This window comes from Companilactobacillus mishanensis, assembly GCF_003946505.1.
In the GTDB taxonomy this organism is placed as follows: Bacteria; Bacillota; Bacilli; order Lactobacillales; family Lactobacillaceae; genus Companilactobacillus; species Companilactobacillus mishanensis.
Genome location: NZ_RHON01000003.1, coordinates 32,810 through 48,579, shown reverse-complemented (window position 1 = coordinate 48,579; position 15,770 = coordinate 32,810). Strand labels below are relative to the sequence as shown.

Here is a 15,770-nt window from a genome sequence, read left to right as displayed (position 1 = left end):
CGTATTAATTTATTTATGTAAAATATTTGTAGTGTGAATAAATCAATAATTCGGGGGAAATTATGAAACGTAAGGGATTAAGTATATTTGCTATGCTTGCGCTAGTTTTAGTTGTTTTTGTTTCTGGATGCTCGTCTAGTAATAAAGGATCTGGCTCAAATGATGGAGTAAGTGTAAAGATACTCAGAAAACAAGTCATGGTCAGAGATGATTTGACTGCTAAAAAGGGCAAAAAAGTTCTAGCTTTTAAAGTCAAAGTTAAAAATGAAGCAGACAAAAAATTGATTTTTGGTGCCAGTGATTTCAAGTTGAAAGATAGTGCTGGTAATTCAAAATCTACTGCAATCGTTGATTTTAGTTATCATGCCAAAGAGAATATTAAAGACATCGATGTAGGTAATATGTCCAAAGGGGAAAGCAAAACTGGATATGTATTCTTCGATGCCAAGCCAGGTGCTAAGTATGATTTAGTATTCAAACCAGTTCTCGGAGATAAGAACTCTACAAAGGACGTAACGGTTGAACAGCAAATAAATACTGCTGGTATCAAAGATGAATCAACGAAGGCTCAAAAAGCCGGTGACGCATATGTTCAGGCTGTGTTCTTTGACAATAACACTTCAAATTATAAGAAATACGTTGCCAACGATTTGAAAAAAGATCGTACCACATATGATAATCATGCAGCAGAACAATTTTTAAATATCGGTGGATATTCAATGGATCTGAGTGATAAAGAATCTGCCGATGTTATGAGAATCTACAAATCTGTAAACAAAAAGAAATCAGATATCAAAACAGACCTAGTTGCGATGAATGGTAAAACTGCCGTTTTACAAATTTCTGGTAAAACAGTCAAAGCTGATTCTGTTTTCGAAAAATACCATGATAAGTATTCAGATGAGGGTGACATTAATTTGGGAACTCTCTTGGATCAATATACAGATTTGATGGATAAACAAAGCACTAAATCTTTCATGGAAGCTGATTTAATCATGAAGAAAGATGGAAGTAAGTGGAGAATCGTCAACAAAGGGAACGATTACGAGTTGGTTGGCAACATCTTTAATGGAGATATCTTATAGAGTCTGGGGAAAATAAATGAAACAAAAGCGAGTTGAAATACTTCTTCTGGCGATTTTCGGAATTGTACTGTTTATTTCCGGATGCTCCAAAGAAGGAACCAATACAACAAATCAATCTAGTTCTAAAAATGTTACTTTAAAAGTCAAAAGTGCCCAAGTTATGGTTGCTGATGATGGTAATGACAAGGAAAATTTAATTGCTGTAAAAGTAAAAGTTACCAACAATGCCAAAGATGATCTTGAATATTCTCAAACTGATTTTGGTTTAAAAGACAGTCAAGGAAACGTCAAGTCTGGTATCGACACCCCATTTTTTGGAGATGCTGATGGCAGTATCAATGCTATTGACATGGGACAACTTTCGAATGGTGAAAGCCAAACTGGATATGTATTTTTCAAGGCTAAGCAAGGTCCCAAGTACACTGTTACATTCAAAGGAACACTCGATAATGACAATTCTGACGATGTAAAAATTTCGCAAGGATTGAATACAAAAGTAGTTATTGATAGATCTGATAGCTCGTTGAAAGCTGCAAAGGCCTATATCCAAGGAGTATTCTTCGGAGATCAGCCTGATGATTACGATGATATTGTCGAAAACAATGTTATCAAGGAATCTGCTACTTTTAATAAAGAACTAGCATCCAATATTTCAAAGCGCGGCTTCTTCAACAATGAGTTCTCTGATGAAGAGGATGACACCTTAGTTAAGGCATATCAGACTGCCAATGCAAAGAAAACTAGGATCAAGCCAACATTGAAATATTTGACTGGTAATACTGCAGTAGTAAACATCTCTGGATATACTTTGAGTTTGTCAGATGTTTATGACACTTATGATGATAAATATGATTCGGTCGAAAATGTTGATAACAAAACAGTTATTGACCGAGTTACAGACATCTTTAGTTCAGAAAAACCAGCTAAGATAAAAAATTCCGATGTCGATCTAGTACTCAAGCGACATGGGGATAAATGGGAAATCGATACTTCATCTAATCAATATGACGAAGTTGTCGATACATTTGCTGGAACAGGATTTTAATAATTAGATAGTGGGGAAATATTTTGAAAAATAAAAAGCAAACAGGAATAATTGCTGGCGTAATTGTTCTAATAGTAGTTATTGTTGCAGCTGTAATTGGTACAACTGTTCATAAACAAAATGTAAAAAAGGCTGACGAAAGAGCTGCACAAATTTATCGTGACAAGCATAATGTTAGTAAAGTTGTTCCAGGCAAAGTTTACAAGTTTTCAAGAAAATTTGGTGATAAAGAATCTAAAGGATATCTTTATTTCGGTGATAAAAAGACAAAGCATGCAGTTCTTGCATCAGTAAAGAAATCCGACATGAAAAATGGACTTAAGAATAAAAAAGATTTCAGTGATTCTGTTGATATGAGTGTAAAGTCAAAAACAGTTTATACTGCTTCTAAATCAACGTTGACTATCAAATCTCCCAAAGCAAAATTTACTGATTTAAAGGTAAAAGATAATGGCAATATTTCTGGAAAAGTTGAATCAAAATATGATTTAACTATTAGCCTTAAGCCAGTTAATATGAAAGTTGCTGAATATACAAAATAAAAAATGTCTAACCGTCAGGTTAGGCATTTTTGCTTAGATAACATCAAGTGGAGTTTCATGAGTTGGTTTTGGATAATAGCTATCCAACAGATCCAATTCATCTGGAGTAAATTCGATTTCAAGAGCTTTTAAATTATCTTCAAAATGAGATAAAGAACTAGTTTTAGGGATACTTAAGACATCGTTATTGCGTATCGCCCAGGCGAGTAGAAGTTGGAAAACAGTCACGTGTTTTTGCGCTGCAATATCTTTGATCTCAGGCTTTAATTTAAGAAATTCGTTTTTATCTGAGCCAAAAGGTGAGTAGCCAACGAAATCCACGTTGTGTTTCTTTTGCCAGGGCAGGATGGAGTATTCAACACCACGGCTAGTTAAGTTATAGAGATTTTCGTTGACGACACAATTTAGACCATCTGGAACTGAAGCTAATTCATTTAGGTCGGATAAATCAAAGTTGGAAACACCCCAATCTTTGATATATCCGGCTTTTTTGACATCTTCCAATCCGGAAACTGTCTCAGCTAAAGGAGTATTACCGCGCCAATGTAGAAGGTATAGATCCAGATAGTCAGTTTGAAGCCTGTTTAAACTTTTTTCAAGACTAGCTTTGATCAATTTGGGAGTAGCGTGATAAGGATAAAATTTTGAAATAATTTGGAAATCAGACCGGTCAAAGCTCTGAGTAGCCTTGCCAACAAGAGTTTCGGCTAAACCTTCACCATACATCTCAGCAGTGTCGATCACATTGATGCCATGATTCAAGCCGTAATGAATAGATTCGATTTCTTGTTTAGTAGTTTCAGCATTACCTTCACCAACACGCCAAGTTCCCATGCCGATTGGTGCAGTTTTTTGATTATGAAATGTAATTTGTTTCAAATGATCATCTCCTGCCATTAAGATATCATTATCCAATAAGGCTGTCAGTTACTTTTTCCCATAAAAAGTGAGAATATGAGGGTACGAATTATAATTTTAGGAGTAACTCATTATGAAAATTGTATTGGCACCCGATTCATATAAAAATTCGTTAACGGCAAAACAAGTTGCTGAGTCTATGCAAAAAGGATTGGAAAAAGTTTTACCAGAGGCAGAATATGTTCAAGTACCGATGGCTGACGGTGGGGAAGGTACAGTTCAATCGTTGGTCGATGCCAAGAAAGGACAGATTCTGACGGAAACAGTTACTGATCCATTAGGTAAGGAAACGCAGGCTCATTATGGATTGATAGATGATGGAAAAGTTGCCGTGATTGAAATGGCGGAAGCAAGTGGGATTCAATACATCAACAAAACCACAGCGAATCCTTATATTACGACTACTTATGGCACAGGAGAGCTTATCAAAGCAGCTATTGCTCACGGTGCCAGAACAATAATAATTGGCTTAGGTGGCTCAGCAACCAATGATGGTGGAGCAGGAATGGCTCAAGCATTGGGAGCACAACTTTTAGATAAAGACCAACAGCAATTATTGTATGGTGGAGAAGATTTGATCAATTTAGATCGCATCGATACTAGCAAAATGTTGCCAGAGTTAGCTGAAACAAAAATCGTTATTGCATCAGATGTTACCAGTCCACTTACCGGTGTTTTTGGAGCCTCATATGTTTTTGGAAAACAAAAAGGTGCCGATGAGCACATGATAAAAGTACTGGATCGAGCTTTGACTCATTATTCTGAAGTTATCAAACGAGACCTCGGTAGGGATGTAGCAAAGATAGAGGGAGCCGGTGCGGCAGGTGGTTTAGGTGCAGGACTCTTAGCATTCACCAATGCAACGATTCATTCCGGAGTCGAAATAGTAGTTGAATATACCGAATTGAAAGAAAAACTAAAAGGTGCCGACTATGTATTTACCGGAGAAGGTCAGATAGACTTTCAAACAAAATTTGGAAAGACACCATTTGGAGTTGCACAAGCAACCAAGTCAGTTGATCCAAAAATAAAAGTTATCGGAATCGCAGGTAGTGTCGGTGATAAAATCTCAGAATTGTATCCAACCGGCATAGATGCAATATTCAGCTGTGTACCTGGAGTTGAAGATTTGAATACAGCAATAGCTGATACAGATAAAAATTTACAACAAGTATGTGAGAATATCGGACGCTTGATTAGATAAAAAAAGACACCTGAGAATGAGATTCTCAGGTGTTATTTGTTATTAAAAAATTTTGTGATTTCAGAGCTGAACATTGCAATCAAAATTCCAGCTATAATGGCGACAATAGTAAATGAATCATTCATAAATATTCCCACGATCACAAGAAGCATACCCAATCCCATCAAAATTTCCGCATGATTATTTTTGCCAGTAGATTCAGCATCATCACTAGGTTTCATAAGATCGTCAATTGAAATATTATAGAGATCACTGATAGCAGCAAGACTGTCGGAGTCAGGAATGGTTTTACCAGTTTCCCAATTAGAAACAGTTTGGCGAGAAACATGAAGTTTTTCAGCAACGTCATCTTGCGTAAGATTCATTTGAGTACGACATTTTTGCATACGGTCTTTTAAGTCCATAATATTCACCCCTTGAATAAATCATACATTTAAGGCAGATTTTGTCTATCAAAGCCGTTTGACATACGAATGTTATAACACTAACAATTAAGCAATAGCCCTGATAGTGATAGAAACAATCAATCCGAAAATGATCAAAGAAGGAACGACAACCAAAAGAGGAATCAAAGAGCGAGTTTTAAATTTCTTATAGAGAAAAATGTTTACAGCCAACAAAATTGCAATAAGGAAGAAAGAATTCCATTGACCTAAAAACGATTCAGAAATAATCGCCGATGCAGTAAGGATAAAAATCAATCCATAATCGAGAGTGACAGCTAGAGGTTTCATTAATATCTCCTTAATAGTCTTTGGAATATTAAGATACCATATTTTTGATGAATGGGAAAATCGAAACAAGTAAAATAAACATACAGAAATATGAGGAAAATTTTTATTTATCGAGAGAGTCTAGATAATTACCATTTATAAAATGCCAAAAGTAATCATATTTGAGTGATATAATTATTTTTATAATGTGTTAAAAGGGGATATATTATGGAAAAAAGTATTATCACTTTGGGATTAATTTGTGCATTGGCACTAACAGGGTGCAGTAATAATAGTAGTTCTGAATCCAATGACAAAAATTCAAGTAATGAGAAAACAATAATTAAGAAGGATGCAGTAACAAAGTATTATCAAAACTTGAGTAAAGCTGATAAAAAGAAAGTTAATTTTAAATTTAGTTTAAAAAAGACGGAGAGGTGGCATTCGGTTTCAGTCAAAATCAGTAATAATTCTGATAAAACTGTTAAATTTAAATTGAATCAATTTTTTATTTCAGAACTGAATGGGAATAAAGTCGCCACTTTGAAAGAGGGAACAATTACAGTAAAGCCAAATAAGAGTCTTACTTATGATAAATTATTCGGTGAACTATCTTCCCAAATAATAAATAAAAAAGATGTATATTTTATCTACGTTGATCTTAATAATAAATTGGCAAAACTCAACTTCAGCATTCCGGATGATAATCCGAATAATTCTAATTCAAGTAATTCTAATTCAAGTAATTCATCAGAACTTAAAAAATCGACAACAGATCAAGCAACAAAAAAATCCGGTCATGTTATTACAAGTGCAGACATGGCTGAAAAGTTATATATGCATGCAATGTGTAAAGCACCTGGTATGGAGAAGTATCTAACTGTAACTGAAACACCAGCTGGATATAAAATTTCTGACAGTGATGCTATTCCTGCAGACATTACATATATCGATTATAAAGGTGAAGCTCAAGATGATCAGGGAAATATCACTGGTACATATGATCAAATGGTCGGACCGACTCAAATACAACCAGAAGGATTCGTATACAACGGACACCATTATATGAATGATAAATAGTCGAAAATTAAAACATGACTAAACCCCAATTTATGAGTTTTTCGTCATGTTTTTTTAGATTCTATTTAGATGTAGAAGACGAATAGATTTTGGCTCAGCAGCCAAATTTGACTTAGACTCGGAACGAGTCTTAGACAAAGATGCAGTTTGGAGACTCCCTGAACCTTGGGAGGCTACAAATGTATCGGCTGCGTTCCAGCCAAAAAATCTATTCGTCTTCGGAATCGGCATTACACATAAAACTACCAATTCTAAAGCAACATATCAACCAACTTCTTCAAATCCTGCTTTGCCGGAATATTAGGCAACATATTAATATCAAAAACAGCTTGGTCCTTATACTCCTTAACCATAACCTGAGCCGCATCAACCCCATTATCGATGATATACTCAGCAGTTTCAGCCAAAGCCTTATCGCCAGTGCGACCAGCTTCAGCAACCTTATTCATAAAATCAGGACCAGCTTTAGCCACAGCAAAAATGGTAGGTAAAGTAAACTCGCCACTTTGTAGCATATATAAAGGACCAAATTGATCTTCAGTAGTATTGATACCTATCAAATCCAAAATTTCACTCTTGATTTGGTAAGCCAATCCAATAGTGCGTCCGATTTGACCAGCAGAATCAATCAAAACATCGTCAGCGTGAGTAGCTTGAGCACCAAATCGACAGGCGAACTCAAACATAACGGCTGAACGTGCTTCAATACGTTTGATATACTCGCCAACATCTTCAACGGGTTTTACCATTTGTTCGTCGGCTAAAAGCTGATTAGTCGTAATTTCTTGAACAGCATCGATTTTTCCTTGTAGATCATCATCGTCTGCAGAACATTTTCTGAATTCAACATCGATCAAGTCAGAAAAGTACTCGACCATGAAATTCAATTTGATGGAGTCAGGTCCTGCGTTATGTTTACGCATCATTTCGTTTCTGATATAGAAGAGTTGCAATGCTGCAGCAGCAGATTGTAGGGAGTTGTCTCGTAAATCTTCAGAATCGGCATCCCCGAAATCGGAAAATAGATAGAAGAATGCTGCATGTAAAAAGCGTGAAGATTTTAGATATCCCTGAGCCTCATTGATAATATCGTCATGATTCAACTCAATCAGATGTAGCATATAGTCTTCAAGCCCAAGTAATTTGACATTTAATTTTTGAAATTGTTTAAAAGGTGATTCGGCAGCCATTTTTGTACCCCTATTTAAATTTGTCTACTTCTACTTCAAGGTTTTCAGCAATTGGTAGAAAGACATCATTGAAGAATTTTGCAACATTGAACTTTTCATTCTTTTCGATAATATCGTTACATTTTTTCCAAGCGTCAGTTCTCATCAAGGTAGCGAGATTCTTACGAATAGTATTCAGATGCTTTTTCAAATTAGCATTTGTACTTCCGAATGCTTGGATATAGAAATAGATAATTTCATTGAAGGTATTATCCAATACCCAGAAGAAGGTGTTACGTACTTCATCCAAATTCATCATTTGTGGGAATGGCATATCCTTGAGAAGTTGGCCTTTAACGAATTCTCCGGATGAAACCAAAATTGAGTTAACTTGAGCTAAATCAGCGATGTATGTGGCATAGTGATCGAATTGTTCCTCGCTTAACTTATAGCCAAGTTTCTTTTCCATTTGTTCATCAGTCATATTTTTGAGTTGTGTTAAATTAGTTTCTTTGACTTCTTGGCTCTCTTCGACTAATTTCTTTTCGATGTCACGAAGGATGGTTTGATTAGTATTCAAATATTTCATAACTACAGGCCAAAGCTTGTCATTAAAGGCATCGTGGAAGTGTTCGAATAAATCATCCGTATAAATATCCAGAATTTGTTTTTCTAATTTATATTCTTTAACGTGCGGGTCAAATTGGACGACAATCGGAGTTCCTTCTTTTTCATCACCGGTGGCGTAAGTCTTGCCACTTTCAGCACGTTTTTTGTTTTCCCATTCCTTCAACTCATTCAAATCAAGTAGACCCAATGGCATGATAGTTATTTCTGAATGTGTTGCCATCAATTGTAAAGCAAATGGAGTATCAGGCTTTTGAGTTTCGATGAATGACTTCAACGTAAGTCTTAATTTTTTTTGATTGTCTAAGTGGTCCTCTGGGTCAGCGTAAAATGCTGAAGATTGAATCGGTGTATTTTCGAAACGATCATTTATTTGGTTTTTTAAATCATTGATGTCCATAAATGCTACTCCTTGTTTGTATCTAATTTGTCTTTAAGTTCTGCTAAGTGTTTTACGCCAGCTTCAGTGAGTTCTGCTGTCTTCAAAGTGGCGGTTGCGAGAGGATAATTTTTGACGGTTTGTAGTTCAAGTTTATTGAACCAGCCCTTATCTTGAACCTCTTCAATTGTTTGATAGAGCATGGAGTTCTTATTTAATTGTCGATTAGATGTGAAGTAATTACGATCGACATCTTTCAAAAGTTGATAAATTGATTCTTCCATAGTTACGTTTTTAGCCATAATATTGAAATCCTCCATTATTCATTAATTATATTCTAAAGTCTTTTAGAAAATTTTGAAATTGGTAATATTACTAACTTAAAAGTGAATTAATGTTTGTTAGAATAGAGTCATCTTAAAAAAGGGGATATTTTATATTATGGCAAAGAAAATTTTGATCAGCGGTTTAAAATGTGAAAATTGCCCACGTCACATTGCAGAAAGATTGAGCGATGTAGATGGTGTCGACAAAATTGAAAAAGACATGACTAAGATGACTGCAACAGTTCTTGGAAATGCAGATGTTGAAGAAGTTCGTGATGCACTAGCAGACAAGCCTTTCACAGTTGAGGAGATTGCCGACTAATGAGCAACGGTTCTACAAATACAAAAAAAGCTCAACGCTTAGGGGTTGAGCTTAATTTAATTTCACTACTATTTAGTAGTATCAGTCCAGTATTGAACAAATTCTCGTTGGTAAGTTTGAACCCCATTATTGGTGGTGTATTTACCAGTGTCTTTGCTGCAATATTCAACTTTATTTTGATTTATATAATGTATCGTGATTTTTCCGTTATTAAAGATAAATGGGTCATTGCACTTGGAGTTACCAATGGTATTGGAGTTTTGCTCCAGTATGTGGCACTCTCATTGCTAAGTCCAGTAACAGTTACGTTGATTGCTAGAATTTATCTAGTGTACGTATTCGTGCTGTCGTATTTATTTTTGAAAGAAAAATTGACAGCAATGGATTATTTAGCAGTTGCAATGTGTATTACCGGATCAATTTTTGTTTCATCCGGTCGTATGGAACTCGACAACGTTTGGGGAATCGTCTGTGCCTTTGTTTACCCATTCATGTATGCTGCCAATAACATCATCGCTAAATATTTAGTTGAAGATAATAATCCCGGCAACGTGCTATTTTACAACCACGTTGTTTCAGCAATTTTCTTGTTAGTAACCGGATTATTCGTTAACGGAACATTCTCAGGAATCCAGGCCAAAGCAGTTACATTTAACTTCTTCGGTGCTTTCTTCAATGGTTTCCTATCACTGTTATTGTTCTACACTAGTTTGAAATTCATTTCGGCTGGTAAGGCGAATATTGTGCGTGCTTTGGGACCTATCGTAGTAATTATTTATTCATACTTCTTCTTCCCAATTGCCATCACAGCAAACATTATTATCGGTGCGATCCTATTGATTGCATCAACAGCAATCGTTACATTCACTAAAAATCGATCAAGTGATGCTGCATAGCAAAGTGGAGTAACTCACGTCTTGTCGAAAAACCTAATTTTTTCATGATATTAGTTTTATGTGCTTCAATGGTTTTTCTGGTAACAAATAATTTTTCGGCTATTTCTTGATTAGAAAAGCCCAAACATATTAGTGGTAATACTTCACGTTCACGTCTGGATAAGTTGATAAAACTCAACTTATCCAGTTTTTTTTCTTCAACTTCATGTTGTTCTTTGATACTTTTGTAGTCGTTTTGTGTCATTACAATGTTTTTATCGATATATGATTCATCCACATCTGCATGATCAAGCGCATGCAAAAGTTCCTGTTCATCAGAACTTTTTAAAATATATGACAACGCACCATTGGCAATAGCTGTGTTGATATATTCCGGTTCCTCATGCATGGACAGGACGATTTGTTTAACTTCTGGATGATAGTCATGTATCCGTTTGATAGTCACCAAACCACTCTCCCCGGGTGGCATGCTGATATCAATGATCACGATGTCGATGTCTTGGTTATCAATGATGGAATATGCCTCATTGCCATCATTTGCCTCGGCTGCAACGTGAAACTTGTTGGTGTTATTTATTGTATAGGCGAGACCTTTACGCAAAATCTTGAAATCATCAGCAATTAATACGTTTTTCATATTTTAATCATTCCTCGTTTTTGGTCGGTAAAGTTTTTATTACTCTACCTTTGTACCTTCATACGGAAACTCTGCGGAAATAGTAGTTCCTTCATTGATCTTAGAATCTACGAGGAAATACCCGTTCAATGATTTAACACGTTCGTTCATGTTGATCATTCCTAGGGAAGATCCATTATAGGATTTTTGAGTGTACATTTTGAAACCGACTCCGTCATCAATTACTTCAAGAGAAATCTTATTCTTGTGTGAAACTAGCATGATAACGATTGAACTAGCTTTTGAATGCTTGATGGCATTAGTCATGGCTTCTTGTACGATACGGTAAAGTGTCGTCTGAATATCCCCCGATAATTCAGATGTATCGCCGCTACGATCAATAAAGTCTAATTCTATATCTGTACTTGGTTGCATTCGTTTGATCAATGCGTGAATTGCTGGAATGAGACCAAAGTTGTCCAAAACAGCTGGTCTAACATCGACAGCTAAACTCTTGATATCGCTGAGAGTTCCACGTAGTTGTTCTTGAACTTGTGCAATCATTTTATCTTTTTCTTCGTCACCTGTTTTCATTCGATTCAATGTCATGATCGATGAATAAACTGATTGAGCCACACTGTCATGTAGATCCTCAGAAATACGTTTACGTTCGTTCTCTTGCGTACGATTGATCTTACGAACGATATCGTGGTTGTCTTCCATTTTCTTGAGTCGATCGACTGTGGCATTATTTCTGATAACGACCGAGTAAACATCGTTTTCAGAATCGATCAGATAGTAATCTAAAGTAAATGTCAGCTTTTGTAATTGATTTTTATCCATCACGTCGATTGGGACAGAATTGTGATGCATTGTTTCTTTAACAACACAGTTAAAACAATTGTTGGTAGCCGACTGATTTTCTGCCATGTCAGTTTGAACTAATTGAATCAAATAATTCACGTCAATATTTAGACCGTTGATCAATTGTTGGGCAGCATTATTAACTATAACTACCTGAGTGTCTTGCACAATCAAAGTAGCATCAGGTGAGTCCAAAAAGTTTTTTTGGATCCAAAGTGTGTCACTATTTTTCATGGGTATCATCTCTAATATTGAATTTCTTGATCAGCAAAGCTTGGGTCAGCAAATTGAGAATAATGTTCGTAATCTTTTTTGATCAACATTATTCTACGTTCCAATTTGTCGATAGCTTGGTCTTGTTCAAGAGTTCTTAAATCATCACGTTGCTCTTGCATATCATTTTCCAAAAGAGTGCGTTGGATCGTTAGATCGTTCATGCAAATGCGAATTAATTTTTGGAAGTCGCCGTCGCTCATTTCAGACTTGTTTTTCATTGTAGATCCTCCTGATAATTGATGTTCTTGATGTTTGAATTAGCTATATAAACAGTCTCACAGTTAGAAATTCTAAGTATATTTTGCCAACGATAGTTACGATTCCGCATTTGACGCCTGAAGTCATTGGAATTGATCTGGATGTGGCAGAACGTGTAGTAAGACTCTTCGCCACATTGAATGTAAGCGATTTTGTTGCTTATCAATTTTAGCACATTTTGATCAATATTTTTGTAATCAGTTGCAACAACTAACAAGTCTGCATCTTGATTGCCTGTTTCTTGAAAATATGACCATAAGGCAGAAACTGGTCCTTTGTCTATTAGTGGGGCTTGATCTTGTATAGTCGAGACACGATTGACGTTGAAGAAAAACTGTCTGATTGGTCTATTATTCGTTTCGTTGGTCGAAACATAGCAGTGTTCGACGAATGGTAGAACTTGTTTGGTCGTGAATTCGACATTTGTTAACACTCTAGTATTGAAGTGTGCCAGAGCTTTGTCACTTTGGTAGCGGGTGGATCTTCCGCCTGCCAAAATCAATCCATCTGTCATTGTATTTCCCTCAAAAAATTAATAATGAATTTTTTACGTTCGTCAGTATCCATCAAAGAAATGATATTTGATTCGTCTTTTTGGATACTAGCGAAAACTAATATTTGTGATATATCTGCGAAATCTGACTTTACTTCGTCTTCTTTAAGCAAAGTAATTTTGGGATAATCCAATTCTTTTAAACCTTCGATGATCAAAAAATCAGCGGGGCTATTTTTTTGCAATTCTGTAATTTGTTCTGAGGCAGTTTTAGCAATTTTTCTTTGGTAATGAATTGTTTGGCTGTCGTTTAGAAGTAAAACATCATCTGACTGCTGATAAAATTTTCCGGTGTCAGTATTGGCCGGGATATCCACCGGTCCATGAGTGTGCTTGACTACACTGAAGCTGTAACCAGCTGCTTTACCAAATTTGAGAAAGTCGTTCGTCAATGTAGTCTTGCCACTTTTTTTGTGCCCGATTATTTGAAAGGTAGTAACCATGTTCTAAGCACGCTTCCTGCGGGAGTTACTGAATCACCACGTGGTATTTCAAAGAAGCAAGTTGCTCGTTGTAAGTTATTTAGATTATCAGATTGGTCTCCACCAACTCGACCGACTTCAATGTGATCTGAATCGATATGATATTGTCCTCTGAGAATACGGTCATACATATTAGTTTTGGTATATTCTTCGTTCAAAGTACCTTGACACTCGATGCAACGGCTCTTTTGCTTTTGAAGTACGCGAAGGGCATATTCAACGTATAAATAGAATCCTGTGAAGCAGGCACCGGGGTTACCTGAAAGCCCAAAGTAGATGATACCTTTGTCAACGAAGGCAGTAGTAACACTACCAGGGCGCATTTGAATCTTGTTGAAAAGTAACTCGTCAGCTGACTTAGCAAGATCGGCGATAATATCGTAGTCTCCGACTGAGACCCCACCGTTTGTAATAATGACATCACATTTTCCTTGTAAGTCTTTAACAGCTTGTCTGAGTAATTCAGGATCATCTTTTATTTGTGTATATCCAACGACATCTGCACCATTCTCAGTACAAAGAGCTTTGATCAAGGGACCATTACTGTTGAAAATTTTACCGTTAACGATGTCTTCACCGGGATGTAATAGTTCTGAACCGGTAGTGATAATACCGATTCTTGGTTTCTTGTAAACAGTGATTTCGTGAATATCGAAAGCACTTAGTAAGCTTATTCCGCCGGGGTTGATTTCAGTATCCTTTGATAGTAAAACGTCACCTTGTTTGAAGAAGGAACCGATTTGGGTGATATTATCACGTTTTTGACGTTCTGAGATTTCCAAAGTGTCATCATCCAACATTTTGGTAGTTTCTAACATGACAACTAAATCTGCACCATCTGGAACGTAACCACCGGTCATTATTCTGACTGCTTCGCCAGAAACTAATGGACGGTCAAAATTTGCACCAGCAGGGATGTTTCCAACGACTTTTAGTTGGACTGGAAAACTTGTTAAATCGGAACTCAATAATGCAAATCCGTCATAACCTGAGCGACGAAATGTTGGTAGATCATGAGTGGCTGTCACGTCTTCAGCAATAATTCGATGATCTGAATTATCGACGTTCACCTTTTCAGTTCCTAAAGTTAGTTTTGACATACTTTCAGCAATTCGGTTTCGGGCCTCGTCGATAGTTATGTCATTTCTTTTGTCTACTGGTGTGTACATTATTTGGTTATCTCCTTAATTAAATGATCTAGGTCGGGTAAAATTACTTTTTCTAAAGCTGTTTGGCAAGCGTTGGTTGATCCTGGTAACAAGTAACACAATTGATCAGTTGCAGTGATACCAGCAGTAGCACCTGAAGCTAGAGCTCTAGTTCCGATTTCATCAAAACTTATTCGACGGAAATATTCCCCGAAGCCAGGTATCAATTTCACAAATTGTGGCTCTAAAGTTTCAATCGTGACATCACGGACAGCAATGCCGGTTCCCCCATTGACTAGTATCAATTCACAGTTAGTATCTATTAATTTATTGTACGCCATGAGAATTTCTTTGGCGTCATCTTTCACAATATATTTTGTAACAAATTTATTGCCAAGGGAAGTTAGCTTGTCCTGCAAATACTTACCAGATTTGTCAGTTTCCTCGGTTCTAGTGTCACTAACAGTGATAATTCCAAATTCGATCATTAATTATTTTCCTCCACAAATTGGGCAGTTTGATTGTTTCTTGACGTGTATTTTTCGGAAATCAAAATTCCAGTTGTCGATGACCATCAAATAACCTGGCTTGACTGATTCTGGAGAGGTGAGAAATTTGAGAGCCATTGATGCTTCCAAACTTCCTGAAAGAGCGACGATCATTGGATTAGTTCCAATATTCTTACTCAATCCTAAAGTCGAAATATCTTGATGTGGATAGAGACATTCTAGACAGGCACTGCTTTCTGAATTTACGAACATTACTTGACCTTGATTTCCGGCGCAAGTTCCAAAGATATAAGGCATTTTCTTATCAAAACAGTCTTTGTTTATTTGGTATTTAACTGGGAAATTGTCAGTACAATCGATCACTAGGTCATATTCGTCGGTTATCAAGTCGGCTGAATATTTTTGGTTTTTCACAATGATTGTAACGTTACTATTTGCGTCTTGTAAATGTTGTTTCATGGCGACTAGTTTATCTAAATAACGATTTACGTCATCTTCGGTATATAAATTCTGACGATGTAAGTTGGTCAATTCCACTTTGTCGAAATCAACTAGTGTAATTTTGCCGATACCAGCTTTAACTAATTCTGAAGAAACGTAACTTCCTAAACCACCAACTCCAATAACTAATACGTGAGATTTCTCGAACTTTGCTTGCCCTTTTTCACCTATTTGTTCGATTTTTAACTGTCTATCATATCTACTAGTAACCATTTACAATCCCTCCAGATTCGTGTTTATCAAAAAGGTTAGGGAAA

The 15,770-nt window shown here is 36.3% G+C and carries 21 protein-coding genes; 7 read left to right on the top strand and 14 right to left on the bottom strand.

The window, feature by feature from the left end; translation table 11 throughout:
• Positions 1-62 precede the first annotated feature (62 nt).
• Genes EKM63_RS04740 through EKM63_RS04730 form a run of 3 tightly spaced genes read left to right on the top strand, consistent with a single transcriptional unit; the run spans position 63 to position 2,672 of the window.
• Positions 63-1,085, top strand: coding sequence for a DUF5105 domain-containing protein (locus EKM63_RS04740; RefSeq protein WP_125704252.1), 1,023 nt, complete (start codon positions 63-65; stop codon positions 1,083-1,085).
• Positions 1,086-1,101: 16 nt separating this feature from the next.
• Complete coding sequence (locus EKM63_RS04735; RefSeq protein WP_125704250.1) at positions 1,102-2,130, top strand: DUF5105 domain-containing protein; 1,029 nt, start codon at positions 1,102-1,104, stop codon at positions 2,128-2,130.
• A gap of 23 nt (positions 2,131-2,153) precedes the next feature.
• Complete coding sequence (locus tag EKM63_RS04730; protein ID WP_125704248.1) at positions 2,154-2,672, top strand: hypothetical protein; 519 nt, start codon at positions 2,154-2,156, stop codon at positions 2,670-2,672.
• Positions 2,673-2,705: 33 nt separating this feature from the next.
• On the opposite strand, the gene EKM63_RS04725 is transcribed toward EKM63_RS04730, so the two are convergent.
• The gene (locus EKM63_RS04725; RefSeq protein ID WP_377768683.1) at positions 2,706-3,551 is read right to left on the bottom strand and encodes an aldo/keto reductase; all 846 of its coding nucleotides are present in this window, start codon (positions 3,549-3,551) and stop codon (positions 2,706-2,708) included.
• Between the two features lie 112 nt (positions 3,552-3,663).
• On the opposite strand from EKM63_RS04725, the gene EKM63_RS04720 reads away from it, so the two are divergent.
• Entirely contained in the window at positions 3,664-4,794 is a 1,131-nt protein-coding gene (locus tag EKM63_RS04720) for a glycerate kinase family protein (protein ID WP_125704244.1), read from the top strand.
• Positions 4,795-4,826: 32 nt separating this feature from the next.
• On the opposite strand, the gene EKM63_RS04715 is transcribed toward EKM63_RS04720, so the two are convergent.
• Positions 4,827-5,198, bottom strand: a complete 372-nt coding sequence (locus tag EKM63_RS04715; protein ID WP_125704242.1) for a helix-turn-helix domain-containing protein — start codon at positions 5,196-5,198, stop codon at positions 4,827-4,829.
• Between the two features lie 87 nt (positions 5,199-5,285).
• Positions 5,286-5,528, bottom strand: coding sequence for a hypothetical protein (locus tag EKM63_RS04710; RefSeq protein WP_125704240.1), 243 nt, complete (start codon positions 5,526-5,528; stop codon positions 5,286-5,288).
• 207 nt (positions 5,529-5,735) lie between these two features.
• On the opposite strand from EKM63_RS04710, the gene EKM63_RS04705 reads away from it, so the two are divergent.
• On the top strand, positions 5,736-6,587 hold the full coding sequence (locus tag EKM63_RS04705) for a hypothetical protein (RefSeq protein WP_125704238.1): 852 nt from the start codon (positions 5,736-5,738) through the stop codon (positions 6,585-6,587).
• 251 nt (positions 6,588-6,838) lie between these two features.
• Here the strand turns inward: EKM63_RS04705 and EKM63_RS04700 are convergent, their stop codons facing one another.
• The 3 genes from EKM63_RS04700 to EKM63_RS04690 are packed head-to-tail and all read right to left on the bottom strand — an operon-like array spanning position 6,839 to position 9,064.
• The gene (locus EKM63_RS04700) at positions 6,839-7,777 is read right to left on the bottom strand and encodes a polyprenyl synthetase family protein (RefSeq protein WP_125704236.1); all 939 of its coding nucleotides are present in this window, start codon (positions 7,775-7,777) and stop codon (positions 6,839-6,841) included.
• A 10-nt stretch (positions 7,778-7,787) separates the two neighbouring features.
• The gene (locus EKM63_RS04695) at positions 7,788-8,783 is read right to left on the bottom strand and encodes a hypothetical protein (RefSeq protein WP_125704234.1); all 996 of its coding nucleotides are present in this window, start codon (positions 8,781-8,783) and stop codon (positions 7,788-7,790) included.
• 5 nt (positions 8,784-8,788) lie between these two features.
• On the bottom strand, positions 8,789-9,064 hold the full coding sequence (locus EKM63_RS04690) for a hypothetical protein (protein WP_125704232.1): 276 nt from the start codon (positions 9,062-9,064) through the stop codon (positions 8,789-8,791).
• 139 nt (positions 9,065-9,203) lie between these two features.
• On the opposite strand from EKM63_RS04690, the gene EKM63_RS04685 reads away from it, so the two are divergent.
• Both EKM63_RS04685 and EKM63_RS04680 read left to right on the top strand, forming a co-directional pair.
• Positions 9,204-9,410, top strand: a complete 207-nt coding sequence (locus EKM63_RS04685; RefSeq protein WP_125704230.1) for a heavy-metal-associated domain-containing protein — start codon at positions 9,204-9,206, stop codon at positions 9,408-9,410.
• Positions 9,410-10,306, top strand: a complete 897-nt coding sequence (locus EKM63_RS04680; RefSeq protein WP_125704228.1) for a DMT family transporter — start codon at positions 9,410-9,412, stop codon at positions 10,304-10,306. The genes EKM63_RS04685 and EKM63_RS04680 overlap by 1 nt, the downstream gene beginning before the upstream one ends.
• Here the strand turns inward: EKM63_RS04680 and EKM63_RS04675 are convergent.
• Genes EKM63_RS04675 through EKM63_RS04640 form a run of 8 tightly spaced genes read right to left on the bottom strand, consistent with a single transcriptional unit; the run spans position 10,278 to position 15,726 of the window.
• Positions 10,278-10,943: a response regulator gene (locus tag EKM63_RS04675; protein ID WP_125704226.1), complete on the bottom strand. Its 666-nt coding sequence runs from the start codon at positions 10,941-10,943 to the stop codon at positions 10,278-10,280. The two genes, EKM63_RS04680 and EKM63_RS04675, sit on opposite strands and share 29 nt — an antisense overlap.
• A gap of 39 nt (positions 10,944-10,982) precedes the next feature.
• Complete coding sequence (locus EKM63_RS04670) at positions 10,983-12,020, bottom strand: sensor histidine kinase (RefSeq protein ID WP_164504907.1); 1,038 nt, start codon at positions 12,018-12,020, stop codon at positions 10,983-10,985.
• 11 nt (positions 12,021-12,031) lie between these two features.
• Complete coding sequence (locus EKM63_RS04665) at positions 12,032-12,280, bottom strand: hypothetical protein (RefSeq protein WP_125704222.1); 249 nt, start codon at positions 12,278-12,280, stop codon at positions 12,032-12,034.
• The gene (locus EKM63_RS04660) at positions 12,277-12,834 is read right to left on the bottom strand and encodes an NTP transferase domain-containing protein (protein WP_125704220.1); all 558 of its coding nucleotides are present in this window, start codon (positions 12,832-12,834) and stop codon (positions 12,277-12,279) included. Before EKM63_RS04660 ends, EKM63_RS04665 begins: the two co-directional genes overlap by 4 nt.
• Entirely contained in the window at positions 12,831-13,316 is a 486-nt protein-coding gene (gene mobB, locus EKM63_RS04655) for a molybdopterin-guanine dinucleotide biosynthesis protein B (protein WP_125704218.1), read from the bottom strand. Before mobB ends, EKM63_RS04660 begins: the two co-directional genes overlap by 4 nt.
• Positions 13,295-14,524 carry a molybdopterin molybdotransferase MoeA gene (locus EKM63_RS04650; RefSeq protein WP_125704216.1) on the bottom strand — a complete coding sequence of 410 codons (1,230 nt, stop codon included), beginning with the start codon at positions 14,522-14,524 and terminating at the stop codon, positions 13,295-13,297. The genes mobB and EKM63_RS04650 overlap by 22 nt, the downstream gene beginning before the upstream one ends.
• A complete protein-coding gene (locus tag EKM63_RS04645) occupies positions 14,524-14,991 on the bottom strand; it encodes a MogA/MoaB family molybdenum cofactor biosynthesis protein (RefSeq protein WP_125704214.1) in 468 nt (155 codons plus the stop codon). The genes EKM63_RS04650 and EKM63_RS04645 overlap by 1 nt, the downstream gene beginning before the upstream one ends.
• 3 nt (positions 14,992-14,994) lie before the next feature.
• Positions 14,995-15,726 carry a HesA/MoeB/ThiF family protein gene (locus tag EKM63_RS04640; RefSeq protein WP_125704212.1) on the bottom strand — a complete coding sequence of 244 codons (732 nt, stop codon included), beginning with the start codon at positions 15,724-15,726 and terminating at the stop codon, positions 14,995-14,997.
• Positions 15,727-15,770: the final 44 nt, after the last annotated feature.

Bases quoted from the DNA above. Each gene is read 5' to 3' on its own strand.
- EKM63_RS04740 (WP_125704252.1), top strand. From the start codon at position 63: ATGAAACGTAAGGGATTAAGTATATTTGCTATGCTTGCGCTAGTTTTA.
- EKM63_RS04735 (WP_125704250.1), top strand. From the start codon at position 1,102: ATGAAACAAAAGCGAGTTGAAATACTTCTTCTGGCGATTTTCGGAATT.
- EKM63_RS04720 (WP_125704244.1), top strand. From the start codon at position 3,664: ATGAAAATTGTATTGGCACCCGATTCATATAAAAATTCGTTAACGGCA.
- EKM63_RS04715 (WP_125704242.1), bottom strand. From the start codon at position 5,198: ATGGACTTAAAAGACCGTATGCAAAAATGTCGTACTCAAATGAATCTT.
- EKM63_RS04710 (WP_125704240.1), bottom strand. From the start codon at position 5,528: ATGAAACCTCTAGCTGTCACTCTCGATTATGGATTGATTTTTATCCTT.
- EKM63_RS04705 (WP_125704238.1), top strand. From the start codon at position 5,736: ATGGAAAAAAGTATTATCACTTTGGGATTAATTTGTGCATTGGCACTA.
- EKM63_RS04700 (WP_125704236.1), bottom strand. From the start codon at position 7,777: ATGGCTGCCGAATCACCTTTTAAACAATTTCAAAAATTAAATGTCAAA.
- EKM63_RS04695 (WP_125704234.1), bottom strand. From the start codon at position 8,783: ATGGACATCAATGATTTAAAAAACCAAATAAATGATCGTTTCGAAAAT.
- EKM63_RS04690 (WP_125704232.1), bottom strand. From the start codon at position 9,064: ATGGCTAAAAACGTAACTATGGAAGAATCAATTTATCAACTTTTGAAA.
- EKM63_RS04685 (WP_125704230.1), top strand. From the start codon at position 9,204: ATGGCAAAGAAAATTTTGATCAGCGGTTTAAAATGTGAAAATTGCCCA.
- EKM63_RS04680 (WP_125704228.1), top strand. From the start codon at position 9,410: ATGAGCAACGGTTCTACAAATACAAAAAAAGCTCAACGCTTAGGGGTT.
- EKM63_RS04675 (WP_125704226.1), bottom strand. From the start codon at position 10,943: ATGAAAAACGTATTAATTGCTGATGATTTCAAGATTTTGCGTAAAGGT.
- EKM63_RS04670 (WP_164504907.1), bottom strand. From the start codon at position 12,020: ATGAAAAATAGTGACACACTTTGGATCCAAAAAAACTTTTTGGACTCA.
- EKM63_RS04665 (WP_125704222.1), bottom strand. From the start codon at position 12,280: ATGAAAAACAAGTCTGAAATGAGCGACGGCGACTTCCAAAAATTAATT.
- EKM63_RS04660 (WP_125704220.1), bottom strand. From the start codon at position 12,834: ATGACAGATGGATTGATTTTGGCAGGCGGAAGATCCACCCGCTACCAA.
- mobB (WP_125704218.1), bottom strand. From the start codon at position 13,316: ATGGTTACTACCTTTCAAATAATCGGGCACAAAAAAAGTGGCAAGACT.
- EKM63_RS04650 (WP_125704216.1), bottom strand. From the start codon at position 14,524: ATGTACACACCAGTAGACAAAAGAAATGACATAACTATCGACGAGGCC.
- EKM63_RS04645 (WP_125704214.1), bottom strand. From the start codon at position 14,991: ATGATCGAATTTGGAATTATCACTGTTAGTGACACTAGAACCGAGGAA.
- EKM63_RS04640 (WP_125704212.1), bottom strand. From the start codon at position 15,726: ATGGTTACTAGTAGATATGATAGACAGTTAAAAATCGAACAAATAGGT.